The 24,434-nt window shown below is 67.9% G+C and carries 18 protein-coding genes and 1 riboswitch; of the genes, 7 read left to right on the forward strand and 11 right to left on the reverse strand.

Annotation, left to right across the window (positions count from 1 at the left end; genetic code table 11):
• Positions 1–275: 275 nt before the first annotated feature.
• From EV678_RS00465 to EV678_RS00475, 3 genes are all read right to left on the reverse strand, one after another.
• Positions 276–1,472, reverse strand: a complete 1,197-nt coding sequence (locus tag EV678_RS00465) for an amino acid aminotransferase (RefSeq protein WP_130458120.1) — start codon at positions 1,470–1,472, stop codon at positions 276–278.
• A gap of 158 nt (positions 1,473–1,630) precedes the next feature.
• Positions 1,631–4,150, reverse strand: a complete 2,520-nt coding sequence (locus EV678_RS00470) for a response regulator (RefSeq protein WP_130458121.1) — start codon at positions 4,148–4,150, stop codon at positions 1,631–1,633.
• Positions 4,151–4,395: 245 nt separating this feature from the next.
• Entirely contained in the window at positions 4,396–5,112 is a 717-nt protein-coding gene (locus EV678_RS00475) for a DUF554 domain-containing protein (protein WP_014236979.1), read from the reverse strand.
• 153 nt (positions 5,113–5,265) lie between these two features.
• On the opposite strand from EV678_RS00475, the gene EV678_RS00480 reads away from it, so the two are divergent.
• The 3 genes from EV678_RS00480 (at position 5,266) to EV678_RS00490 (ending at position 7,838) form a co-directional block, all read left to right on the forward strand.
• Positions 5,266–6,159: a LysR family transcriptional regulator gene (locus EV678_RS00480; protein ID WP_235832383.1), complete on the forward strand. Its 894-nt coding sequence runs from the start codon at positions 5,266–5,268 to the stop codon at positions 6,157–6,159.
• A gap of 75 nt (positions 6,160–6,234) precedes the next feature.
• Positions 6,235–7,335: an RNA methyltransferase gene (locus tag EV678_RS00485; protein ID WP_130458122.1), complete on the forward strand. Its 1,101-nt coding sequence runs from the start codon at positions 6,235–6,237 to the stop codon at positions 7,333–7,335.
• Positions 7,336–7,376: 41 nt separating this feature from the next.
• Positions 7,377–7,838, forward strand: a complete 462-nt coding sequence (locus EV678_RS00490; RefSeq protein WP_130458123.1) for a hypothetical protein — start codon at positions 7,377–7,379, stop codon at positions 7,836–7,838.
• Between the two features lie 110 nt (positions 7,839–7,948).
• Here the strand turns inward: EV678_RS00490 and EV678_RS00495 are convergent, their stop codons facing one another.
• The 3 genes from EV678_RS00495 to EV678_RS00505 form a co-directional block, all read right to left on the reverse strand.
• Positions 7,949–8,887, reverse strand: coding sequence for a ParB/RepB/Spo0J family partition protein (locus EV678_RS00495; protein WP_130458124.1), 939 nt, complete (start codon positions 8,885–8,887; stop codon positions 7,949–7,951).
• 159 nt (positions 8,888–9,046) lie between these two features.
• Complete coding sequence (locus tag EV678_RS00500; protein WP_014236984.1) at positions 9,047–9,610, reverse strand: response regulator transcription factor; 564 nt, start codon at positions 9,608–9,610, stop codon at positions 9,047–9,049.
• A gap of 1 nt (position 9,611) precedes the next feature.
• Positions 9,612–10,874 carry a sensor histidine kinase gene (locus EV678_RS00505; RefSeq protein WP_130458125.1) on the reverse strand — a complete coding sequence of 421 codons (1,263 nt, stop codon included), beginning with the start codon at positions 10,872–10,874 and terminating at the stop codon, positions 9,612–9,614.
• A gap of 217 nt (positions 10,875–11,091) precedes the next feature.
• Between EV678_RS00505 and cydP the strand changes: the two genes are divergently transcribed.
• The 4 genes from cydP to cydX are packed head-to-tail and all read left to right on the forward strand — an operon-like array spanning position 11,092 to position 14,135.
• On the forward strand, positions 11,092–11,340 hold the full coding sequence (gene cydP, locus EV678_RS00510; protein ID WP_130458126.1) for a cytochrome oxidase putative small subunit CydP: 249 nt from the start codon (positions 11,092–11,094) through the stop codon (positions 11,338–11,340).
• Positions 11,318–12,865, forward strand: a complete 1,548-nt coding sequence (locus tag EV678_RS00515) for a cytochrome ubiquinol oxidase subunit I (protein ID WP_130458127.1) — start codon at positions 11,318–11,320, stop codon at positions 12,863–12,865. Before cydP ends, EV678_RS00515 begins: the two co-directional genes overlap by 23 nt.
• Before the next feature lie 13 nt (positions 12,866–12,878).
• Positions 12,879–14,018, forward strand: a complete 1,140-nt coding sequence (gene cydB / locus EV678_RS00520) for a cytochrome d ubiquinol oxidase subunit II (RefSeq protein ID WP_130458128.1) — start codon at positions 12,879–12,881, stop codon at positions 14,016–14,018.
• Between the two features lie 21 nt (positions 14,019–14,039).
• Positions 14,040–14,135 carry a cytochrome bd-I oxidase subunit CydX gene (gene cydX, locus EV678_RS00525; RefSeq protein WP_014236989.1) on the forward strand — a complete coding sequence of 32 codons (96 nt, stop codon included), beginning with the start codon at positions 14,040–14,042 and terminating at the stop codon, positions 14,133–14,135.
• Positions 14,136–14,233: 98 nt separating this feature from the next.
• Here cydX and EV678_RS00530 read toward each other — a convergent pair whose 3' ends face one another.
• The 5 genes from EV678_RS00530 to EV678_RS00550 all read right to left on the reverse strand — a co-directional run bounded on the left by EV678_RS00530 (position 14,234) and on the right by EV678_RS00550 (position 23,869).
• The gene (locus EV678_RS00530) at positions 14,234–16,447 is read right to left on the reverse strand and encodes an OsmC domain/YcaO domain-containing protein (protein WP_130458129.1); all 2,214 of its coding nucleotides are present in this window, start codon (positions 16,445–16,447) and stop codon (positions 14,234–14,236) included.
• A 212-nt stretch (positions 16,448–16,659) separates the two neighbouring features.
• Entirely contained in the window at positions 16,660–20,664 is a 4,005-nt protein-coding gene (locus EV678_RS00535; protein WP_130458130.1) for a cobaltochelatase subunit CobN, read from the reverse strand.
• Complete coding sequence (locus EV678_RS00540) at positions 20,648–20,989, reverse strand: DUF2149 domain-containing protein (protein WP_014236992.1); 342 nt, start codon at positions 20,987–20,989, stop codon at positions 20,648–20,650. Before EV678_RS00540 ends, EV678_RS00535 begins: the two co-directional genes overlap by 17 nt.
• On the reverse strand, positions 20,967–21,575 hold the full coding sequence (locus tag EV678_RS00545; protein ID WP_130458131.1) for a MotA/TolQ/ExbB proton channel family protein: 609 nt from the start codon (positions 21,573–21,575) through the stop codon (positions 20,967–20,969). The genes EV678_RS00540 and EV678_RS00545 overlap by 23 nt, the downstream gene beginning before the upstream one ends.
• Positions 21,576–21,589: 14 nt before the next feature.
• Positions 21,590–23,869 (reverse strand): TonB-dependent receptor plug domain-containing protein, encoded by a 2,280-nt coding sequence (locus tag EV678_RS00550; protein WP_130458132.1) that lies wholly within the window; start codon positions 23,867–23,869, stop codon positions 21,590–21,592.
• A gap of 204 nt (positions 23,870–24,073) precedes the next feature.
• A riboswitch (cobalamin riboswitch) is annotated at positions 24,074–24,327 on the reverse strand.
• Positions 24,328–24,434: the final 107 nt, after the last annotated feature.

The following is a 24,434-nucleotide window of genomic DNA, read 5'->3' on the forward strand; positions in this document are numbered from 1 at the left end:
TATCTTTTGGCGAGACAAAAGAAAGTAACCCGCGCGTCAGGCGCGGAACACAGCGGTAACTAAACCCACCACGCCTGAAGATTCAGACACCTACCACGTCCTAGAAATCAAACCCGACCGTGTTTCGATAACAGGCTAAATAGTCCGCCATACCCTGGCGGCAAATCACAACCACCCACCCCGCCACACCCCAATAAAGACGGCCCTCCCGGCAATGGCATCGCCGGGAGGGCCGTCCCTTTTGCTTCTCCCGGCAGATCGCCGGGGAAATCCCGTCAGCCTTGCAGCACCGCTGCCATGGCCTCGGCCACGTAGGCTACGTTGCCGGTGTTGAGGCCGGCCACGCACATGCGGCCGGAGCGCACCAGGTACACGCCGAACTCTTCCCGCAGGCGGTCCACCTGGGCGGGGGAGAGGCCGGTGTAGCTGAACATGCCGCGCTGCTTGGTGAAGTAGGAGAAGTCCTTGCCCGGCACCCGGGCGGTCAGCACTTCATACAGCTTCTGGCGCATGGCCTGGATGCGGGTGCGCATCTCGGTCACTTCCTTGACCCATTCGGCGTGGAGGGCGGCATCGTTCATGACGATGGTGGTCACCAGTTCGCCGTGGATGGGGGGACTGGAGTAGTTGCGGCGCACGGTGAACTTGAGCTGGCCCAGGACCCGCCCGGCTTCTTCCGCGTCCTTGCACACCACGGAGAGGCCGCCGACCCGCTCGCCGTAGAAGGAGAGGTTCTTGGAGAAGGAGTTGCTGACCAGGAAAGGCAGGCCGGAATCGGCCAGGGCGCGGATGGCGTAGGCGTCTTCATCGAGGCCGTCGCCGAAGCCCTGGTAGGCGATGTCGAGGAAGGGGATCAGCTTGCGCTCGGCGACGATGGCGATCACCTGTTGCCATTGTTCCCGGGAGAGGTCCACGCCGGTGGGGTTGTGGCAGCAGGGGTGCAGCAGGACGATGCTCTGCTCGGGCAGGCCCTTGAGACAGGCGACCATGCCGGCGAAGTCCACGCCGCCGGTGCTGGCGTCGTAGTAGGGATAGTCGTGCACGGCGATGCCGGCGCCTTCGAAGATGGAGCGGTGGTTGTCCCAGGTGGGGTTGCTGACCCAGGCTTCGCTCTTGGGGAAGTAGCGCTTGAGCAGGTCGGCGCCCACCTTCAGCGCCCCGGAGCCGCCCAGGGTCTGGATGGTGGCGACGCGGCCGGCCTTGAGGGCGGCGCTGTCGGCGCCGAAGAGCAGCTTCTGCACTACGGCCCGGTAATCGGCGGCGCCTTCCATGGGCAGGTAGGAGCGGGGCGCGGGGGCGGCGGCGATGGCGGCCTCGGCCTGGCGCACGGAGCCGAGCAGGGGGATGCGGCCCTGTTCGTCGTAATAGAGGCCGATGCCCAGATTGACCTTGGTAGTCCGGGGGTCCTTGTGGAAGGTTTCGACCAGGGTGAGGATGGGGTCGCCCGCGTAGGCGTCGACGTGTTCGAACATGGTGCGCTGGTTCCGTTGGTGAAGTGGTCAGAAAGAGGCCGCGCCGGGCAGGCCGGATTGCCCCGGAAGCGGGGCAGGGGGCCGTGGCGGCAGGGGCTTATTGTAGCCGCCCGGGCCGCCACGGCCAGCAAAAGCGTGGGGCGGACGGCAAAAATGGCTCAGGCGTTGGGCGTCTGCGGCCGGGGCAGCCACTTCAGCAGCATGGCGTAGAGCACTTCCGGATTCACCGGCTTGGGCACGAAGTCGTTCATGCCGGCCTCCAGGCAGCGCTCCCGGTCCTCGCCGAAGGCGTTGGCGGTCATGGAGATGATGGGTAGCTGCTCCATGCCGGGCAGGCGGCGGATGTGGCGGGTGGCCTCCAGGCCGTCCATGCCGGGCATCTGCATGTCCATCAGCACCAGGGCGTAGGGCGTGGTCCCCCGTTCCAGGCAGGCCACGGCCTCGTTGCCGTCGGCGGCGATGTCCACCCGCAGTCCGGCGTATTCGAGCAGTTCCCGGGCCACCTCCTGGTTGATGGAGTCGTCTTCGGCCAGGAGGATGGGGGTGCCCCGGTAGTGCTGCAGCAGTTCGCCCTCGGCCGAATCGGGGCGGGGGCCGTCCTCGGGCAGGGCGGCCCGGGCCTCGCCCAGCTTGAGCCGGGCGGAGAACCAAAAGGTGCTGCCGAAGCCCAGGCGGCTGTCCACGCCGGCGTCGCCACCCATGATCTGGGCCAGGCGCCGGGTGATGACCAGGCCCAGGCCGGTGCCGCCGAAACGGCGGCTGGTGCTGCCGTCGGCCTGCTGGAAAGGGGCGAACAGCAGGGGCTGGACTTCCGGGGCGATGCCGATGCCCGTGTCCTCCACCTCGAAGCGCAGGAAGACGTCCGCCGGCGTCAGCTCCAGCACCTTGATCCGTAGGGTAACGCTGCCCCATTCGGTGAATTTCACTGCATTGCTGGCGTAGTTGAGGATGGCCTGGGTCAGGCGGGTCGGGTCCCCCAACAGGTAGGGCGGCAGGGGATCGATTTCCGACTTGAGGACGATGCCCTTCTTGCGCGCCCCCTCGGCCAGCATGGAGAAGATGTGGCTGACGATGCGCCCCAGCTCCACCGGGTGTTCCTCCAGCACCAGGCGCTCGGCCTCGATCTTGGAGAGGTCCAGGATGTCGTTGATGATGGACAGCAGGTGGCTGGCCGCATCGTCGATCTTGTCCAGGCGGTCCTGCTGCTGGGGCGAGGGCTCGCCCTTCTTGAGGATGTGGGTGAGACCGATGATGGCGTTCATCGGCGTGCGGATCTCGTGGCTCATGTTGGCGAGGAAGGCGCTCTTGGCCACGTTGGCGGCATTGGCCGCATCCCGGGCCCGGGCCAGTTCCTCGGTGCGCTCGGCCACCAGCTCTTCCAGGTGGTGGCTGTAATTGCTGACCTCGGCCTCCAGGCGCTTGCGCTCGGTGATGTCCCGGGCCACCCCGAGGACGCCCAGCACCTTGCCCTGGGGCTCGACGATGGGCGTCTTGACGGTCTCGAACAGGCGCTGGCCGGAGCCGTCCGCCTGGGTGATCCATTCCTCGTTGCTCTGGGGCGTGCCGGCGGCCAGCACCTGGCGGTCCTTGTCGCGGAAGAAATCGGCCTGTTCCTTGCTGACGAAGTCGTAGTCGCTGCAGCCGATGATCTCCTGCTCCGGGCGGCCCATCATGCGTTCGAAGGCCGGGTTGCAGGCGATGAAGACGCCGGCCTCGTCCTTCAGCCAGAGGGGATCGGGAATGCCCCGCAGCAGGGTGTGCAGGTGGCTGCGCTGCCGCTCCAGTTCGGCGGTGCGGCGCTTCACGGCCGCCTGCAGCACCCGCACCCAGAGGGCCAGGCCGGCGCCGGCGACCAGCAGCAGGGCCAGGCTCAGGCCGAAATACCGGGCGTAGGGCATGTAGGGCACGTAGTCGATGGCCGAGCCCATCCACTTCTTTTCCAGGGCCGCCCGTTCCTCGTTGCTGATGAGGGCCATGCCCCGTTCCACCGCCGCCAGGGTGGCCGTGTCGCCCTTGCGCGTGGCCCGGTGGAAGCGTCCCTGGTAGAGGTCGAAGGACTTGCGGAACTGGCGCTGCAGGTCCAGGCGGTAGAGGTAGTAGTTGGCCGGGAGCTGGTCCAGGCAGAAAAGCTTGATCTCCTCGGCCACGGCGGCGGCGATCATTTCCGCGTAGTTCTTGAACTGGCGCAGGTTGGTGACGCCCTTGCCCTGCAGTTCCTCGATGCAGGCATCGCCGACCTGGACGCCGATGAGGAAGCCCTTGAGGTTGTCCGTGTTGCTGATGCCGCTGATGGAGCTGTGGCTGTAGATGCCCACCGGCAGGTTGGCGTAGGGCTGGGAGAATTCGTAGAGGGCGTCCCGGGCGGCAGTGTGGAAGATCATGTCGATCACGTCCGCCTCGTTCTCCGCCATGAGGCGCTGGGCCCGGCCCCAGTCGGTGGCGATCAGCTGCACCCGGCGGCCGGTCTTCTGCTCCCACAGGGACCACAGGTCCACCAGATAGCCCACGGGCTGGCCGCTCGGGTCGCGGAAGATGTAGGGCGGATAGTTGTCGTCGCTGGTGACTCGCAGGGGCGGCTCGTCGGCACCGGCGGGCCCGGCGGACAGGGCCGCACAGCACGCCAGGAGCAGGGCGCCGAGCAGGCGGGTGATTGCGGGGATGGCGGGGAACTGCATCATCGGGCCACCTGGAAAGGGGAGGGCGAGAATGGTCGGCGGGGATGGCGCTCCATCCCGTTTGCCTAGCAGTATGGCATAGGCCGGCCCCGGCTCCGGCGGGCAAAAGTCATGAAACGGCAGGAGGGAAGCCAGGATCGGCGTGCTGGCCAAAGTGGTCGGACAGCGCCGGGGCCGATGCGTTCGGCGGGAGAAGCGGGCGCGGGAGAAGCGGGCGGCCGGCTGTCAGCCGCAGCGCGGCCCCGGGCTCAGCCGAAGCAGCGGGCCCACAGCAGGGAGCAGGGCATGGCCAGGAACAGGGCCGGCAGCATGTTCACGATGGGGAAGAACTTGATGCCGCAGATGCGCAGGCCCGTGGCCATCATGATGACGCCACCGCAGGCGGAGAAGTCGGCCAGCATCTCCGGCGTCGCCAGGGGCACCAGCAGGCCGGCGCCGAGGAAGAGGGCGCCCTGCACCAGGAGCTGGGGCAGGCAGATGAGAGCCACCGCCGGGCCCAGTTCGGCGGCGAAGATGAGGGCGGTGAACAGGTCCAGGATGGACTTGGCCAGGAGGATGTGGGCATCCCCGGTCATGCCCTCCTGGGTGGCGCCGAAAATGCCCATGCCGCTGGCGCAGAACAGCACCAGCAGGGTGACGAACTTGCCGACGAAGCCTTCCACCCGGGGATTGCCCTTCTCCCCCGGCATGAGCCTTTCCGCCTGGCGCTGGGCCCAGCCGATGGCCTTCTCCAGGCCCCGTTCCAGATGGGCCAGCTCCCCCGCCAGGGAGCCCAGGATCAGGGCCAGGGCCACCGCCGGCAGGGCGTGCACCTTGTTCATCAGGGTGGTGCCGATGGCGGCGGCGATGATGCCGAAGGTCAGGGGCAGGGTTTCCCGCACGCGGCGGGGCAGGCGGCGGCCGAGCACGGCGCCGCCGAGGCCGCCCAGGATCAGGGCGGCGCTGTTGGCCAGGGGTCCCAGCATGGGGTGTTTCTCCGGGGAAGGCCGCCGGCGGCCCGCGGGGGGCTCTGCATGACGTGGCGGCTTGACTAAGCAATCCGGTATGTTAAGGATTCCGGCGTGGCGAATAAAATACCGTTTTCGTTGTCTGGAATATCGAATTGATATGGGTGGCCCATGGACCTGAAGCGCATGCACTACTTCTGCACCATCGTCGAGCAGGGCCAGATCAGCCGGGCCGCCCGGGAACTGCACATGGCCCAGCCTCCCCTCAGCCAGCGTCTGAAGGAACTGGAGGAGGAGCTGGGCACCCCTTTGTTCCTGCGCAAGGGCCGGCAGCTGGAGCTGACCGAGGCCGGGCGCCTGTTCTACCGCCGCGCCCGGGATATCCTGCGGGCGGTGGAATCCTCCCGGGACGAGGTGCTGCGCCTCGCCTCCCAGAGCGGCCTGGCCCTGCGCATCGGCCTCTCGCCCACCTGCCGCGCCCCCTGGCTGGCCCGCTGCGAGGCCCTCATGGCCCGCTTCCCGGCCCGGGAGATCGGCCTGGTGGTGGGGGATTCCAGCTACCTGGAACACCTGCTGCGCACCGGCCAGCTGGACCTGGCCTTCATGCAGCCGCCCCTGCAGCCCGACAGCTTCAATGTGCACCGCCTGCGGGCCTCGCCCTCGGTGGCCCTGGGCCCCGCCGACCTCTTCGCCTCCGGGCAGCGCCTGGGCCTGGCCGAGTTGGCGGCCCATCCCCTGCTGCTGCTGCGCCGCTCCGTCGGCATCGGCACCTACGAGCGCCTGCAGCAGCAGTTCCACGAAGCCGGCCTGCTGCCCCGGGTGGCCCTCTACAGTTCCGACGCCGGCATGCTGCGGGACCTGCTGCTGCAGGGCTTCCGCGGCCTGGCGGTGCTGCCGGCCTCGGAGGTGGAGGCCCTGGCGGCGGGCGCCGATCCGGCCTTCCGCGTCTATGACCTGGCCGTGCCCCTGCCGGACTACCAGCTGTCCCTGGTCTGCCCCCGCAGCGGCGGCGACGAGGATCTGGTGGGGGCCCTGCTGGAACTCTGGGCCGAGCCCGGGGCCTAGGGGCACCGCCGCCAGGAGCCGCAAGCGGCGCGGCGCCTATGCCGGCGCTGCCGGCGGTGCTAGCATTCCGCCCCCATGCAACTCGAACACATCCGCCAACGCCTGGCCGCCCTCGGCGCCAAGACCTGCCATGAGGACCGGGTGCTGCGCGCCTGGCTCCAGGCCCAGCCCCTGGATGCCGGCGCCCGCCGCCGCCAGGCCCAGGACTACCTGCCCAAGGCCATCCGGGAGGAACTGCCGGCCCTGGCCGCCGACCTGGAGGCCCTGGCCCGGGTCCATTCCGAACACCCGGGGGCCGACGGCTCGGCGCGCCTGCTGGTGCGCCTGGGCGACGGCCAGGCGGTGGAAAGCGTGCTGCTGCCCCGGGACGGGGTCTGCGTCTCCACCCAGGTGGGCTGCGCCGTCGGCTGCACCTTCTGCATGACCGGCCGGGACGGCCTGCTGCGCCAGCTCTCCAGCGGCGAGATCGTGGCCCAGGTGGTGCTGGCCCGGGCCCGGCGGCCGGTGAAGAAAGTGGTCTTCATGGGCATGGGCGAACCGGCCCACAACCTGGACAACGTGCTGGCCGCCATCGACCTGCTCGGCAGCGCCGGCGGCATCGGCCACAAAAACCTGGTCTTTTCCACCGTCGGCGACCGCCGCGTCTTCGAGCGCCTGCCCCAGCAGGCGGTGAAGCCGGCCCTGGCCCTCTCCCTGCACACCAGCCGGGCCGAGCTGCGGGCCCAGCTGCTGCCCAAGGCCCCGCGCCTGACGCCGGAGGAACTGGTGGAACTGGGCGAGGAATATGCCCGCAGCACCGGCTACCCCATCCAGTACCAATGGACCCTGCTCGACGGGGTCAATGACAGCGAGGCGGAAATGGACGGCATCGTCCGCCTCCTCAGCGGCAAATACGCCATCATGAACCTGATCCCCTTCAACGCCGTCGGCGGGGAGGATGAGGCCGGCGAGGGCGCCTTCCGCCGCCCGGCCTGGGAACGGGCCCGGCATCTGGCCCGCTACCTGCACCAGCGGCGTATCCTGACCAAGCTGCGCAATTCCGCCGGCCAGGACATCGACGGCGGCTGCGGCCAGCTGCGGGCCCGCAGCCTGGCGGAGGACCCGAGCAGTCCCCAGGCCGCTGCGCCCCAGGCCATTTCCGGCCCAGCGCCCCGACGCCGGCAGCCGCGCCCCTGAAGCCGGCGGCGGCGCCTCCCCCACACCCACTGGAGCCATCCATGCTGCGCCCATTCCTATTCTCCCTCCTCCTCGTCTGCAGCCTGGCCCACGGCGCGCCGCCGGCGGAAGCCCCGGTGGAAGTGGTGGCCGCCGAGTTCGGCATCTTTGAAGAGAAGAAGGGCGACCTGGTGTTCACTCCCACCGACGTGGTACCCCACGTGCTGGGCCAGCGCTACGGCTGGGTGATCGAGGTCAAGACCAGCAAGCGCACCCTCAAGGTCAGCGAGGAATACGTGCAGCCCCGGCCCAACAAGGGCACGGCGGAAGAGAAGGAAGTGGCGCGCAACCTGGGCCTCTCCAACGACAAGCGGACCCAGGTCAGCGAGCGCCTGCTGGCCCCCATGGATGGGCACATCTACGCCGAGTGGTCGGTGGGCCCCAACGAGCCGGCGGGCCACCGCCGCCTGCAGGTGCTGGTGGAAGGCCAGGTGGCCGCCCGCTTCGAGTTTGACGTGAAGTAAAGCTCGACGTGAAGTAAAAACGAAAGCGGCGGCCTGGGCGCTGCCGCTGTTGCCTGCCGGCAGCCGCAGGGCTGCCTTCCAGGCCCGGGATGGGCCTGGCGGGGGATGTCTCAGGCGCCCTTGAGGGCCAGGAATTCGTCGATCAGGCGGGCCAGCACGGCCTCTTCGTCTTCCGCTTCCAGGCCCAGGATCTCGGCCACCATCTTCACCTTGCCCGGATTGACCCGGCGCCGTTCCGTCGCCGGTGCCGCCGGCATGGCGGGCGCCGCGGGAGCGACGGGGGCCTCTTCCCAGGGCGGCACATCGGCCGTGGCCGGGGAGGGACTTGCCACCTGGGCTGCAGCCGGGCTGGGAGCCATATCCGGCGCGGCTTGCGGCGGGGTATCCGGCTTCTTGCCACGGCGCAGGCCTTCTTCCACCAGAACCTTTTCCACCACCTGCTTGGGCAGCTTCTCCCCTTCGGGCAGCTGGGCGATCTGGCCGATCAGGGTTTCCGCCTTGGCCTCGTTCTTCTGGGCCAGCTTCTCCAGCTGGATGGCGGTGTTGGTGCTGGAAATCTTGCCCGATTCGAGCAGGGCGCTAACCTGGGGCGACAGGTTGGCGGCGGCGGTGGCCTGGGCCAGCCAGGTGGCGGTGCGGCCGAAGTGTTCGGCGGCCGCATCCTTGCTCTCGAAGCGCTCGGCAATGGTCTGGATGGCGTTGGCCATGTCCCGCGGGTCCAGGGCGGCGCGCACGCCCAGGCCCAGGTTCTCGAAGACCTGCACTTCCAGCACTTCCTCCGGGCTGCAGGCCCGCACCAGCACCGGCACGGCGGTCTCGCCCGCCAGCAGGGCGGCGCGGCGGCGGCGTTCGCCCACCACCAGGGCGTGGCGCCCGGCGGCGTCCGCCGGCTGCACCACCAGGGGATGGATCAGGCCCTTGCGGCCGATGGAGTTGGCCAGGCCCTTGAGGCTGGCCTCGTCGAAGTGCTGGCGCACGTGGGCCGGGCCGGGCTCGATCAGGGCGATGTCGATGATGCGGAATTCCGCGGGATTGTCTTTGAAGGCCATGGCCCCTCCGCCGTCGGTTGGTAGTGGCGCGATCCGCGGCGGCTGGCCGGCGCGGATCGACGAAGGGGGCGGATGTTCCTCGGTTTTCCCGCCTTTTTCAAGGCTTGACGGATGGCTTCGGATCGTAGCCGCGGTGCAGATCTGGCGCCGCCATGGGCTTCAGGCGGCGGGGGCGTGCTTGGCCAGTTTGCGCTGCAGGGTACGCCGGTGCATTTTCAGGGAGCGGGCGGTGGCGGTGATGTTGCCGCCGTTTTCCCGCAGGATGCGCTGGATGTATTCCCACTCGACCCGCTGCACCGTCATGCGCTCGTCCGTGGCGATGGGGGGGATTTCCCAGTGGTCGGCGGTGAGGGCCTTGACGATGTCGCCGGCCTCCACCGGCTTGATCAGGTATTCCAGGGCCCCCAGCTTGATGGCGCCGACGGCGGTGGGAATGCTGGCGTAGCCGGTGAGGACCACGATGCGGGCGCCGGGGCTGCATTCGAGCAGGGGTTCGATCAGGTTGAGGCCCGACTTGCCTTCCAGGTTGAGGTCGAGCACGACGTACTCCGGTTCGTGCCGGGCCGCCAGGGCCAGGGCGCTCTCCGGGTCGTGCCCGGCGATGGTCTGGAAGCCGCGTCGGCCCATGGCCTTGGCCAGGGCACTGCAGTAGGCCTGGTCGTCGTCCACGATCAGCAGCAGGGGGGATTCGTTGCCATCGGCAGCGTCGGTGACGGGATTCATGTCAGCAATCCTTGAGGGGAAGTTTGAGGGTGACGTCGGTGCCCCGGGGCTGGCGGGGCGCCAGATGGAGCTGGCCGCCGCAGCGCTGGATGGCGCTGCGGGCCAGCAGCAGGCCGATGCCCAGGCCCGAGTCCGAATGCACCGGCAGGGGCTGACCGGCGGCGGCCAGCACATCTTCGGGAATGCCTGGCCCCTGGTCGGCGATGACCAGGTGGAGCCAGGGGCCATGCACGGCGGCGCTGACTTCGAGCCATTCGGGGCTGAAGCGCACGCCGTTGTCCACCAGGTTGTGCAGGGCCTGTTCCAGGGCAACGTCGGCGGCCACCAGGCGCCCGGCGGCTTCTGCATCGATGCGCAGGGCGATGCTGGCGGCCGGATGCAGGGCCCGCCAGCCGTGGGCGCATTCCTCCAGCCAGTCCTGTACCCGCCGCTGGCGGCGCTCCTCGGCCCGGGGCCGGCCGGCCTCCGCCGTGAGGCGGGTGAGGGCGCTCTTGCATTTGTCGATCTGCAGTTTCAGGCCCGCCAGCTCCTGGCGCGTCCGGGGCGGCAGTTCGGCATCCTCGACCAGGTCGTCCACCACCAGCTTCATGGTGGCCAGGGGCGTGCTCAGTTCATGGGCGGCGCCGGCGGCCAGGGTGCCGAGGGAGACCACCCAGCCGTTGCGGATCTCGTTTTCCCGGGCCCGGGCCAGGGCCTGGTCGCGGATGCGGATGGCGGCCGTCATGCGGGTGATGAACCACACCGAGATGAGCACGGAGGCGAGGAAAGTCAGCCACATGCCGAGCAGGTGCAGCTGCACGGCGATGGTGGCGTCCTTCACTTCCAGGGGCTGGTAGAAATTCCACAGGAAGGAATAGGTGAGGATGGAAAAGGCCCCCAGCAGCCAGGCCTGCAGGGTCGGCAGCATGGCGGCGCCGATGGCCACCACGGGCAGCAGCAGGGAGATGAGGGGATTGGTGGCGCCGCCGGAAAAGTAGATGACGATGCTCCAGGAGAGCAGGTCCACCATCAGCTGGGTCATGGCGGGAATGGGTTCCCGGTCCCAGTGGCGCAGCAACATGGCGGCGCCGTTCACCAGCGCCAGGAAGGTGGCCGTGGCCAGCAGGGGCAGGGGGGCGATGGTGATGCCGAGCAGGCGGGGAAAGCCCAGGGTGATGGCGGCCATGGCCAGCACCGAGCCCCAGCGCAGGGCGATCAGGAGGTCCGCGTCGAGGCGCAGGCGGCGCAGGGGACGGGACGGCGGGAAAGGCGCTGGCGAGGGCATGCAGGCGGCTCCGAAGGGGTGGCGACGGCGGCATTATGGGCAGGGCGTGACCGCTTGTCGCGTGACATTTAGTCACTTCCCGAGGCCGCCGCCGGCGGTCAGAATCCGCCCCGTCTAAGCTTTCCAAGCCTGGACTAACGACTAGGATTGACGCCCCAGCAATGGGGCGTCCTTTTTCCCCGGGGCCTTCGCCGCCCCGCCTGGAAGGGAGTGTCCCTTGTCCGCTCAGGATGTCTCGTCCGCCCGGCCCCGCCGCGGCCTCTCCGCTTTCCTCGCCCGCCACCGCCTGGCCTGTCACCTGGCCGTGGTGCTCCTGCTCAAGATCATTCTCCTGCGCGTGCTGTGGCTCAACTACGTGGCCCCCTACCGGGTTGCCGTGGATGAACAGCGCATGGCTCAGCAGCTCACCGGTTCCACAAAACAACCCATAAGGGAGGTTCACCATGATCGATTCGACGGTCGTTGACCTGTCGCGGCTGCAGTTCGCCGCCACGGCGATGTACCACTTCCTCTTCGTCCCGCTGACCCTGGGCCTGTCCTGGCTGCTGGTGGTGATGGAGACCGCCTACGTCATGAGCGGCAAGGAAATCTACCGGGACATGACCAAGTTCTGGGGCAAGCTCTACGGCATCAATTTCGCCCTGGGCGTCACCACCGGCATCACCATGGAGTTCCAGTTCGGCACCAACTGGGCCTACTACTCCCATTACGTGGGCGATATCTTCGGCGCCCCCCTGGCCATCGAGGGGCTGATGGCCTTCTTCCTCGAATCCACCATGGTGGGCCTGTTCTTCTTCGGCTGGCAGCGCCTGTCCAAGGCCGGCCACCTGGCGGTGACCGTGCTCATGGCCCTCGGCACCAACCTTTCCGCCGTGCTCATCCTCATCGCCAACGGCTGGATGCAGGACCCGGTGGGCTCCACCTTCAACCCGGTGACCATGCGCATGGAGCTGGTGGATTTCGCCGCCCTGGTGTTCAACCCGGTGGCCCAGTCCAAGTTCGTGCATACGGTGGCCGCCGGCTACGTCACCGGCTCCCTGTTCGTGCTCGGCATTTCCTCCTGGTATCTGCTGAAGGGCCTGCACGTGGAGTTCGCCCGCCGCTCCTTCCGCATCGCCGCCGCCTTCGGCCTGGCCGGATGCCTGTCGGTGATCGTGCTGGGGGACGAGTCCGGCTATGCCGTGTCCGAATCCCAGAAGTCCAAGCTGGCCGCCATCGAGGCCATGTGGGAGACGGAAGCGGCGCCGGCGGGCTTCAACCTGCTGGCCTGGCCCAATGAGGAACGCCAGGCCAACGACTGGGAAATCCGCATTCCCTACGTGCTGGGCCTGATCGCCACCCGCTCCGTGTCCGAGACCCTGCCCGGCATCAAGGAAATCCGCGCCGCCAACCGGCAGCGCATCGAAAGCGGCGTGCAGGCGGTGCTGGCCCTGGAGGCGCTGCGCCAGAATCCGGCCGACGCAGCGGCCAAGGCCTCCTTCGCCAAGCACCAGCAGGACATGGGCTACGGCATGCTGGTCAAGCGCTACAGCCCGGACCTGGCCCAGGCCACCCCGGCCATGCTGGACCAGGCGGCCCACGACTCCGTGCCCAGGGTGGCGCCGTTGTTCTGGACCTTCCGCCTGATGGTGCTGCTGGGTTTTGCCATGCTGCTGCTGGTGGGGCTGGCCTTCTGGTACAGCGTCAAGAACAGCTTCCAGCAGAAGACCTGGCTGCTGCGCTGGGCCCTGTGGTTCATCCCCATGCCCTGGATCGCCATCCAGTCCGGCTGGTTCGTCGCCGAGTACGGCCGCCAGCCGTGGACAGTGTTCGGCATGCTGCCCACCCATCTGTCGGCCTCCAGCCTTTCCGCCGCCAGCCTGTGGGGCTCCATCGCCGGCTTCGTCGGCTTCTACACCCTGCTGCTGGTCGCCGAGATGTACCTGATGTTCAAGTACGCCCGCCTCGGCCCCGCCGCCCTGCAGCCCGCCGCCGCGCCCGCCAACGCCTGAGGAGACGACTGAGATGCTGTTCGATTATCTGACCCTGAAACTCATCTGGTGGCTGCTGGTGGGCGTGCTGCTCATCGGCTTCGCCATCATGGACGGCCACGACATGGGCGTCGGCACCCTGCTGCCCATCCTCGGCCGGGACGACACCGACCGGCGCGTCATGATCAACACCGTGGCGCCCCACTGGGACGGCAACCAGGTGTGGTTCATCACCGCCGGCGGCGCCATCTTCGCCGCCTGGCCCTTCGTCTATGCCACCGCCTTCTCCGGCATGTACTGGGCCCTGCTGCTGGTCCTGTTCGCCCTGTTCTTCCGTCCGGTAGGCTTCGAGTACCGCTCCAAGCTGCCCAATCCGGCCTGGCGTAGCGCCTGGGACTGGGGCCTGTTCGCCGGCAGCGCGGTGCCGGCCCTGGTGTTCGGCGTGGCCTTCGGCAATCTCTTCCAGGGGGTGCCCTTCCACCTGGACGAAACCATGCGCTCCTTCTACACCGGCAGCTTCTGGGCCCTGCTCAATCCCTTCGCCCTGCTCTGCGGCGTGGTGAGCCTGTCCTTGCTGGCCCTGCAGGGCGCCACCTTCCTCGCCCACCGCACCGAAGGGGAGTTGCAGGCCCGCGCCAGGGGCGCCGGTACGGTGCTGGCGGTGCTGCTGCTGGCCGCTTTCTCCGCCGCCGGGGTATGGGTGGGCCGTCTCGACGGCTTCGTCATCCAGTCCATCGCCGACGTGGGCGGTGCCCTCAATCCCCTGATGAAGGAAGTGGTGCGCCAGCCAGGTGCCTGGTTCGCCAACTACCAGAAGTATCCCCTGCTGTGGGCCGTGCCTGCCCTGGCCTACGCGGGGGGGCTGCTGGCCCTGGCCTGCCTGCGGGCCGGCAAGACCCTGGTGGCCTTCATCGGCTCCTCCGTGGCCTGCCTGGCGGTGATCCTCACCGCCGGCGTCGCCCTGTTCCCCTTCGTGCTGCCGTCCTCCACCCTGCCCAAGGCCAGCCTCACCGCCTGGGATGCCACCTCCAGCTACGTGACCCTCAACGTCATGCTCTATGTGGCCCTGATCTTCACCCCCATCGTCATCGCCTACACCGGCTGGGCCTACCGGGTGATGGCCGGCAAGGTGACCCGGGACTACATCGTCGCCAACGACAAGGCCCTCTACTAATCAAGCAAAGGAGTACATGCCATGTGGTATTTCACCTGGATTCTCGGCCTGGGTTTCGCCGTGCTGCTGGCGGTGGTCAACGCCCTGTGGCTGGAAGCGAAGCACACGCAGGAATAGCGCTCGTTCCCTCCCTGGAACGAATTTCACCGGGCCCTCGGGCCCGGCTTTTTTTTATGGGAGTGCGGCGGCGGCCGATGCGGGGCCGCCGTTCCGGGTCAGCCGCCGGCCGCCACCTTGGCCCGGGCGGCGTGCACCTTCTTGTAGCTGTCGATCAGCCGCTGGTGCCGGTCCAGCCCTTCCAGCTTCATGCTGGTCGGGGTCAGGCCGTGGAAACGCAGGGTGCCCTGCACCGAGCCGATCACCGCGTCCATGCGCTCGTTGCCGAACATGCGGCGGAAGTTGGCTTCGTAGTCGGCCAGGTCCAGGTCCCCACCTTCATCCTTGTCCAGCACCACTTCCAGCACCACGTTCATGGCCTGGTAGAAGAGGCCCCGGTCCACGGTGTTCTCGTTGAACTGCAGGAAGGCGCCCACCAGGTCATGGGCCTCCGCCAGCTGCCCCAGGGCCAGATGGATCAGCAGCTTCAGTTCCAGGATGGTCAGCTGGCCCCACACCGTGTTCTCGTCGAATTCGACGCCGATGAGGCCGATGATGTCGGTGTAGTCGTCCAGCTCGCTCTCTTCCAGCCGTTGCAGCAGGGCGGCCAGCTGCTTGTCGCTCAAGCGGTGCAGGTTGAGGATGTCCTCGCGGAAGGCCAGGGCCTTGTTGGTGTTGTCCCAGATCAGGTCTTCCACCCCGTAGATTTCCGAGTAGCCGGGCACCAGGATGCGGCAAGCGGTGACACCTAACTGGTCGTACACCGCCAGGTAGGCCTCCTTGCCCATCTCTTCGAGAATGCCGAACAGGGTGGCCGCTTCATGGGCATTGGATTCTTCGCCGTGGCCGGAGAAGTCCCACTCGACGAAATCGTAGTCGGCCTTGGCGCTGAAGAAGCGCCAGGAGACCACGCCGCTGGAGTCGATGAAGTGGTCCACGAAGTTGTTGGGCTCGGTCACCGCCTGGCTTTCGAAGGTGGGCCGGGGCAGGTCGTTGAGGCCCTCGAAGCTGCGGCCCTGCAGCAGCTCGGTGAGGCTGCGCTCCAGGGCCACTTCCATGCTGGGATGGGCGCCGAAGGAGGCGAAGACGCCGCCGGTGCGGGGGTTCATCAGGGTGACGCACATCACCGGGAACTGGCCGCCGAGGGAAGCGTCCTTCACCAGCACGGGGAAGCCCTGTTCTTCCAGGCCCCGGATGCCGGCGACGATGCCGGGATACTTGGCCAGGACTTCCGCAGGCACGTCGGGCAGGGCGATTTCGCCTTCGAGGATTTCCCGCTTCACCGCCCGTTCGAAAATCTCCGACAGGCACTGCACCTGGGCTTCGGCCAGGGTGTTGCCGGCACTCATGCCGTTGCTGAGGTAGAGGTTGTCGATGAGGTTGGAGGGGAAGTACACCACCTCGCCGTCGGACTGGCGCACGAAGGGCAGGCAGCAGATGCCCCGGGCCACGTTGCCGGAGTTGGTGTCAATGAGGTGGGAGCCCCGCAGTTCGCCGTCCGGGTTGTAAATCTCCAGGCAGTACTCGTCGAGGATTTCCTTGGGCAGGGCGTCCTTCTTGCCGGGCTTGAACCAGCGCTCGTTGGGGTAGTGCACGAAGGGGGCGTTGGCGATCTCTTCGCCCCAGTACTGGTGGGTGTAGAAGTGGTTGCAGCTCAGGCGCTCGATGTACTCGCCCAGGGCCGAAGCCAGGGCGCTTTCCTTGCTGGCGCCCTTGCCGTTGGTGAAGCACATGGAGGAATGGGCGTCGCGGATGTGCAGGGACCACACATTGGGCACCAGATTGCGCCAGGAGGCGATCTCGATCTTGATGCCCAGGCCCGCCAGGAAGGCGGACATGTTGGCGATGGTCTGCTCCAGGGGCAGGTCCTTGCCCGGGATGTAGGTCTGGTGGCCGGCATCGGGTTTGACGGTGAGCAGGGCCTGGGCGTCGGCGTCCAGGTTTTCCACTTCCTCGATGATGAACTCGGGGCCGGTCTGCACCACCTTCTTCACCGTGCAGCGCTCGATGGAGCGCAGGATGCCCAGGCGGTCCTTCTCGGAAATGTCCGCTGGCAGCTCGACCTGGATCTTGAAGGTCTGCTGGTAGCGGTTTTCCGGATCGACGATGTTGTTCTGGGAGAGGCGGATGTTCTCCGTGGGAATGCCGCGGGTCTCGCAGTACAGCTTGACGAAGTAGGCCGCACAGAGGGCCGAGGAGGCCAGGAAATAGTCGAAGGGCCCCGGCGCCGAGCCGTCGCCCTTGTAGCGGATGGGCTGGTCGGCGATGACCGTGAAGTCGTCGAACTTGGCCTCCAGGCGCAGCTTGTCGAGAAAATTGACCTTGATTTCCATGGCGAATCCAAAAATGTGTGCAGACGAATAAAGCGAAGCGGCCGCCATTATCCGGGTTTCCCGGGGAAAGCCCTATTCCTCGGCCAGCCCCCTGGCCTCGGCGGAGGCTCGGCAAAAGCCCGGCGAAAAAAAACGCAGCCCGAAGGCTGCGCGCAAACGCCGGGGTGACAGCAGGATCACCCCGGAGGGGGACGGTCCGGCCTAAGCCGTGCTCATGGCCGGCGCCGGGCGCGCCAGGCGAAGCCGAGCAGCACCAGGGCCCCCAGGCCGGCCAGGGCCCAGTGGGTGACGGCCGGCGGCAGGGGGCTGTTGGCGGATTTGCTTTCCTGCACCGCGTAGCCTTGCACCGGCTCGCCGGCCTGGGCGGGCGGCGTCGGCCTGGGGGCCGGGGGCGGTGCCGCCTTGGCCTGGGCCGGCTGGGCCGCAGCCTTGGCGCCGGGGGGCGGTGCGGCCTGGGCGGCTATGCTTGCGGCGGCCGGCAGGGCGCTGCTGCGGCCGGGGGCGCGGGCGCCGTTGCCCGGGGCAGGCTGGCTGCGGGCCTCGGCCATGTCCCGGGCGTCCTGGGCCTGGGCCAGGGCGGTGACCTCGGCGCTGCTGCAGCTGTTGGCATTGCAGGCGACGCCCGCTTCGGCGATGACTTCCCGGTTCACCTGTTCCAGATGGGCCTTCACCCGGGGGTCGGCCTGCCAGTAGCCCTTGTTGATGGCTACCAGCATCTTGTCCACCACCGCCTGGTAGGCCCGCAGGTTCTTCGCTTCCCGGAACTTGTCCCTGACGCCCAGCCGGTTGCGGTCGGCCACGTAGGTCTCGTACATCTCCTGCCACTTGGCCCCGTCCACCGCCTCCGGCACGGTGACCTGCCAGCCCCACAGGTGCTCGGTCACCTTCATGACGAAGCGGGCGCCGGCATAGCCTTCCTTGAGCATGGCCTTGACCCATTCCGGGTTGGTGTAGCGGGTCCGCATTTCCCGGCCCATGAACTTGTCCAGGGTCTCGTGCTTGCCGCCCTTGCCGTCGGCCAGGTTGAGCACCAGGGTTTCCGGCGACTTGCCGTTCACCTGGCGGATGGCCATGGCCGTGGCGCCCAGGTACTGGAACACGTCGTCGTTATCCAGGGTGCCGTAGAGGTTGGAGGAGCGGGAGTGGATGGCCGCCTTGGCATCCTTCAGGGCCATCTTGAAGATGTCCACCGCCAGGGCCGCGCCGCCGGGGCGGTCGCCCCAGTAGCCCTGGCCGAAGAGATGGCCGACCCGGTTGAAGTACACGTCGGCCACCTGGCTTTCCTTATCCCAGGTGTTGGCGGCCTGGACCACGTTGTCCACCCCGGTGCCGTAGGCGCCGGAAGGTTCGGTGAACACCCGCACCGCCGCCAGGCGTGCCGCCTCGGCCGGGGCGATGCCCCGCTGCTCCAGGGCCTGGCGGGTCTTGCCCACATTGGCGCGGATGGGGTTGTCGTCCTCCTCCAGGTCCTTCACCTTGGAAACGGCCTCGTCCACCAGCAGCATCAGGGTCGGCAGGGCGTCCCGGTAGAGACCCGAGGGCACCACGGTGACGTCCACCCGGGGCCGGCCCAGGTCGTGGCGGGGAATGATCTCCAGGCCGCTGACCCGGCCCCGTTCGTCCCATTGGGGCTTCACTCCCAGCAGGGCGAGGATTTCCGCCTCGGTGACGCCCTCGTGGCGCATGGCCTCGGTGCTCCACAGGTTGAACACCACCCGGTCCGGGTACTGGCCGTGGCGCTGCCGGTAGTCGGCGACGAACTTCTCGGCCAAGAGGCGGCCCTGTTCCCAGGTGCCCGGAGTGGGCAGGCGGGAGGGGTCGAAGCCGTAGAGGTTGCGCCCGGTGGGCAGGGAGTCCGGATTGCGGATCGGGTCGTTGCCCGGGCCGGCGGCTACGTAGCGCCCGGCCAGCCCCGCCTCCAGGGCGTCCAGCTCGGCCTTGCCGCTGGCTTCCATATTGGCCATCAGGGCTTCCAGGCGGCGCTGGTATTCGGCCGGGGCCAGCTTGCCGGCCAGGGCCAGGATGGCCTCGGCGGTGCTGCGCTGCATCTCCCTGGGCGGAGCGATGCCGAAGGTGTGCAGGCCGTAGGGGGCCTGGTGTTCGCTCACTTCCTTCAGGTAGTGCTCCAGTTCCTCCACCTCCTCGCCGTTGGCCAGGGTGTCCTTGCCGATGTCCTTGAGCACGCCCAGCTTGCGGGCCTGGGCGTTGATCTCGCCGAGGGCGGCCGCGGCGGCGGATTCGCTCTTCTGGGCTGCCACCACGTAGTCGTCGATGAGGCCCCGCAGCTTGACCAGCTCCAGGTTGAGACTGGCCCTGTCGAAGGGGGGCGTCATGTGGGAGATGATGGTGGCCATGCCGCGCCGCTTGGCCTGCAGGGCCTCGCCGATGTCGTCCACGATGTAGGGGTAGAGCTGGGGCACGTCGCCCACCATGGCCTCCCCCGGATCGGCGGCGGTGAAGCCCACCTCCTTGCCGGAGAGCCATTCATGGGTGGCGTGGGTGCCCACATGCACCATGGCATGGGCCTGGTAGCCCTTCTGCAGCCACAGGTAGAAGGCCAGATACTGGTGGTGGGGCGGCAGGGCCACGTCGTGGTACATCTTCTTGATATCGCCCTCCCAGCCCCGGGAAGGCTGGGGCGCGAAGACCAGATTGCCGTAGCGCTGGGCGGGGAAGACGAAGTGGGGCTTGCCCTTGCTGTCCTTCCACAACATCACCCTGGAGTTTTCCGGCTCGCCCCAGGCCTGGACCATGGCGCGGCGCAGCTTTTCCGGCTGGCGGTCGAACCATTTGCGGTAGTCGCTCACCGGCAGCAGCATGGCGTGACCGCTGCGCACCATTTTTTCCAGGGCGCCGGGGGCCCAGTTGCCGATGTTGGTGCCGTGTTCCCGCAGGGCGTCGAACAGGGCTTCTTCCGTGGCCGGGCGGCCCTGGGCGTTGTAGCCGGCCTGCTCCAGGCGGGAGAGGATCTGCCACAAGGAGCGGGGCAAAACGTTGAGATAGGAGGCGCCGATGTTCTCCTTGCCCGGCGGATAGTTGTAGTAGATCACCGCCACCCGCTTGTTGGTGTTGAGCTCGTAGCGCAGTTCCACCCACTTCTTCACCCGGTCCGCCAGGCGCTCGATGCGCTCGGGAATGGGGGCCTCCACCACGTATTCCAGGCCGGTGCGGGGATCGGTCAGACGCTCCTTGGAAGCCACCACGGTGGGAGCCACGGCGCCGGCGAATTCGGCGCCGGCGATCTGCCAGGCCCGCTCGTTGAGGCTCAGGCCCATGGGCGAATCCTCCCATTCCTGGCGGCTCTGGTTGAAGAGGGAGAGGGCATTGACCACGGGTACGTCCAGGGCCTGCATGAGCGGGACGGTCTTCTCCGGCACGTTGCCCATCTTCAGGGCCAGGCCCACCAGGGCCGCCACCCGGGCCTTGCCCCTGGGGTCGATGAAGTACTGTTTGACGGCATTTTCGGAAGGAAAGCCGAAGGCCGGGGCGACGTTGAAGCCCCGCCGCTCCAGGCTTTCCACCATGGCTTCGAGCAGGGCCGAGCGGCCGGCCTGGGCCGTGACCCGGTTGAAGACGATGCCCACCCAGACCCGCTCGGCGGCGCCGGGGCGCTGCCGCAGGTAGTCCGCCGCGTAGTCTTCGAAGCGGCTAAAGAGCTGGCCGCTGCGGGGATTCCACAGGGCCACGGCGGGGAAGGGGCGGGGCGGCGGAGCCGCCAGGGGCAGGCCGAATTCCCGGGCCAGGGCCAGGCGCAGCATGGCGGCGTAGTTGTCCACGCCGCCGGCCTGGGCGTAGGCCCGCAGTTCCTCGTTGCGGCTCAGGCCCGCATCCCGTTCACCTTCCTCGAAGGGCGAGCCGACGGCGTAGGCCTTGGCGCCGCGCCGGTTGATTTCGGCCACGGCGGGAGCAATCTGCTTCGCCAGGTCCCGGCCCATGTTGTAGATCAGGGCCAGGTCGGCTTTGGCCAGGGCTTCCAGGTCCGCCGGGCTGGGCTGGGAGGAGGAGGCGATGTGGAAGCGCACCTGCTGCAGGGCCGGCTCCCGCTGCAGCTGCTGCACCGCATTGACCGCCGTCAGGGTGGCCGGGTCGCCGGGGAACAGCACCAATGACAGGGGCCGGGCCTGGGCGGCCAGGCCCAGGAGCAGCAGGGCCAGGCCCAGGAAGAGGTGCCGGAGGTGGAACAGGATCGGGCGCCTGCCCTCAGTCGGCCGGTACATAGACGATCCTCCCGTCGGGCAGCTTGTAGGCGGTGCCGAGGCGTTCGCCCCGGCCCGAGAGTTTCTGGTCGGTGACCTTGGCGGCTTTGATCTCGTTGCCCTTCTTGGTGATGATCTCCATCTCGCCGTTGGCGTTCTTCTTCACCATGGTCACTTCGGAGCTGGGGTCCAGCAGGTCCATCATGTTGTAGGCCATGAACAGGGCGATCATCATGGAGACGATGAAGACGATGCTGGCGTCGAAGAGGTTGGCGACCCCGGCGATGGGGTCTTCCAGGGCCTCGCCGTCCAGGGAGAAGCGCCTACGCCGCTGCAGCAATCGCATCGTCGGCCTCCGTCTGCAGGTGATGGGGGAGGGCCTGGCCGCTTTCCGCCAGGGTCAGTTCGGCGGCGTGGGCCATTTCCCGCACGTCGGCCCGCACCCAGCGTTCCCGGGAGAGGGCCAGCAGATAGGCGAGGACCCCGGCGCCCAGGCCGGCCACGGTGGCGGTGAAGGCGGTGACCATGCTGCCGGCCATCTTGGGGATGTTGCCTTCGGCCAGGGCGGCCAGGGAAATGCCCATGGGGATGAGGGTGCCCATGAGGCCCAGGGCCGGCCCCACCTTGATGACGAAGCGGATGCGGTCCAGGCGCCGCGACAGTTCCAGCTCCTCGGCCTGCAGCAGCCGTTCCACCTCGATTTCCAGGCGGCGCGGATAGCCCTTCAGGCGGTGCCGCAGCTGGCCCAGGCGCAGCTTGAAGCTTTCCACCTCCGGCAGATGGCCGCGGCGCCGCTGCCAGGCGTCGAACAGGGTGATGCCCAGCTGCAGGGGCACGTAGGCCACCAGCAGGGCGCAGCCGCCGATCACCGGCAGGTAGAGGGCGGTGGAGACTTGGTAGAGCAGTTGCTCGATGAGGGTAACGATTTCCATGATGGCTCCCAGGGTCAGAACGAGGCGTTCAGCTCGATGAAGGCATTGCGGCCGGGCATCTGGTAGTACTCGTAGTAGGTCTTGTCGAAGAGGTTGTTGATGCCGGCGCTGACCTTGAAATTCCTGTCGAACTGGTAGCTCAGCTTGAGGTTGGCCAGCCAGTACTTGCTGACGCCGCCGTAGACGTTCTTGATGACGTCGCTGTTGTCTTCCTTGCTGAACTGCTCGCCGGTGTAGGCGGCGGAGAGGTAGGCGCGCCACTGTTGCCACTGGGCGTCCAGAGCGAAGTAGGCGGTGTTCTTCGGCACATAGCGCAGGTGCTTGCCCTGCAGGCCGGTCCCGCTTTCGTCCCGGGTGATCTGGCTGTCGGTCCAGGTGTAGCTGGCGGAAGCCCGCAGCCAGGAGGCGAGGGGCATTTCCGCCGCCAGTTCCACGCCTTCCACCTCGGCCTGGCCGGCGTTGGTGGCCGTGGCGAAGAAGTCCACATTGGCCAGGCTGCCGCTGTAGGGGCTGAGCTTGCGGTAGATCATGTCCTGCAGCCGGGTGCGGTAATAGGTGGCCTTGGCCGAGCCCTGGCCGGCCAGGGCCGTCTCGATGCCCAGGTCCCAGGAGGTGGAGGTTTCCGGCTTCAGGTTGGGGTCGGCCACCAGCAGGCGGCGGCTGCTGATGCTGGGCGTGGCGTACATCTCGTAGTTGGAGGGAGCACGGAAGGCCTTGCCCAGGGAGCTGCGCAGGCTGGTGCCCGGCGTCAGGCGGTAGACCGCCGCCACCTTGGGGGAGAAGGCGGATTCGGAGCGTTCCGGGATGTCCAGATTGCTCCGGGGCGTACCGACAAATTTCTGCATGTTGCCCCGGCTGCTCCAGCGGTCGTGGCGGCCGCCCAGGTAGAGGGTGAGGTCGTCGCCGACGAAGATCTGGTCCTGCAGGAACAGGGAATTGGTGGTGCTTTCCCCGTCGGACTGTTCGTTGAGGGCGCCGGTGGTGCTGTCGGGATCGCGCCAGCTGGTGAGCTGGTACACCTTGCGCCGCAGGTGGCTGCGGCTGGAGGAGAGGCCGACGATCAGGTACTGGTTGCTGCCCGCGGCAAAACCCAGCTGGGCCGAGGCATCCAGGGTGGTGTTGGGAGTGCTGGTGCGGGTGCCCGGGCCGCTGTCGAAGGTGGCGCCGGTGCCGGAGCCGACGTAGAAGGCCTCCCGGTCGAAGTAGCCCACATTGGCCTTGAGGTCGTAGCCATTACCCAGCTTCCCGTCGAAGCCGGCGAAGTAGCGGGTCTCCTGGCGGTAGTTGGGATTGCTGGAATTCCAAAAGCTCGATTCCTTGATGCTGCCCAGCTTGTCGCCGTTGATGGAGACGTTGCTGGCGGGCAGGGCGAGGGGGGCGCCGTTCTTGCTCAGGTAGTTGTTGAAGCGCTCGAAGCCGATGCTGCTTTCGCTGCGGTTGAAGCCGGCGAAGAAGCGGGACTGGACATCCAGGCTGTAATAGACCTTGGCATGCAGGTTGTTGGCGTGGGAGGAAATGGCGCCCTGGTCCCCCACCACATAGGCCTTCTTGCCATCCACCGTGGTGGTGGCCCGGCCACCCTGGACCGCGTTGGCGCCAGTGCCGGTGGTGCCCACCGGCAGCACCACCAGGTCGCTGCCGGCGAAACCGGCCATGTCCTCGTAGCCGAAGCCCAGGGTGGCGGCCAGGCCGTTGTCCCACTTGTTGCGGTAGCTTGCTTCCACCCCGTTGCGCTCGCCGTCGCCGAAGCCCCGGCTGACCTTGACCCGGGTTTCCTGCTTGGTGGGCACCTTGGTGATGACATTGACCACGCCGCCCATGGCTTCGCTGCCGTAGAGGGCCGAGGCGGAGCCGGGCACCACCTCGATCTGCTCCACCTCGCCCATGGGAATGCCCATCAGGCTGGCCAGGCCGCCGGCGTTGCCGTCGGAGAGACTCATGCCGTCCACCATCATCTTCACCCGGCCGTCGGAGAGGCCGCGGAAGGAGACGATGGGGGCGGTGTTGATGCGGGTGCTGGTGCCCAGGCCGTTGCGCATGTAGAAGCTGGGCACCTTGGCGGTGAGGGCGTCGCCGATGCGCATGGCGCCCGAGGCGTCCAGCTTGTCGGCCGTCACGACGGTGACGGCGGCCGGGGCCTCCAGGGTGGTCTGCTCGATGCGCGAGGCGGTCACCACCACGCTGCCCAGTTCCGTCTCGCCCTGCTCTCCGGCGGCCAGGGCGGCCTGGGAAAAGAGGGCGGCGATGGCGGCGGCCAGGAGGCGCCGCGGTTGTTGGTTGTTGATGCTCCCCATGTTGCTGTCTGACTCCAGTCGATGGCTACCGACCGGGCTTCGGGAAACGGGGGCATAAAAGATGAGGCGCGACCGCCGGCCCGAGGGCAGGCGGCAGAAACTCGGCTCAGAGGGAAAAGCCGGCGCTTCGATTCATGCTCCGCTCCGTCCGCAACCCCGCGGTCGGTGGCAGGTTCGTGCCGGCACCGTCCTCCATGGACGGCGGGCACGCAAAAATCAAAGGCCGGTCTCCGGGCTCGCCAGTCTTGATGTTCCGCCTTCCCAAGCCAGTCGCCGGCCCCGGTGAGGGGGCGACGGGCTGGCTCAGTGGCTGGCGCTCCGGGGAGGAGGACCGTGGAACATCCGCACTGGCTTACCGTTGCGGGGGCAGCCGAAGCTTGGGGCCGTGATGGCCGTTACTTCGTTCCCGTTTCACCCGGCGGCTGCTGCCGCCGGACACCTTTGACTGCTAATGGCTCCCTGGGGAGCCGGGATCGCAACTGCAGGCGATCAGGAGTGCGATCATACCCCCAATCCCATCTATGACAAAAGTCTGTGTCCTGGGCTACCCCATCCCCGCCAGGGG

It is taken from the genome of Azospira oryzae, from assembly GCF_004217225.1.
Lineage (GTDB): Bacteria > Pseudomonadota > Gammaproteobacteria > Burkholderiales > Rhodocyclaceae > Azospira > Azospira oryzae.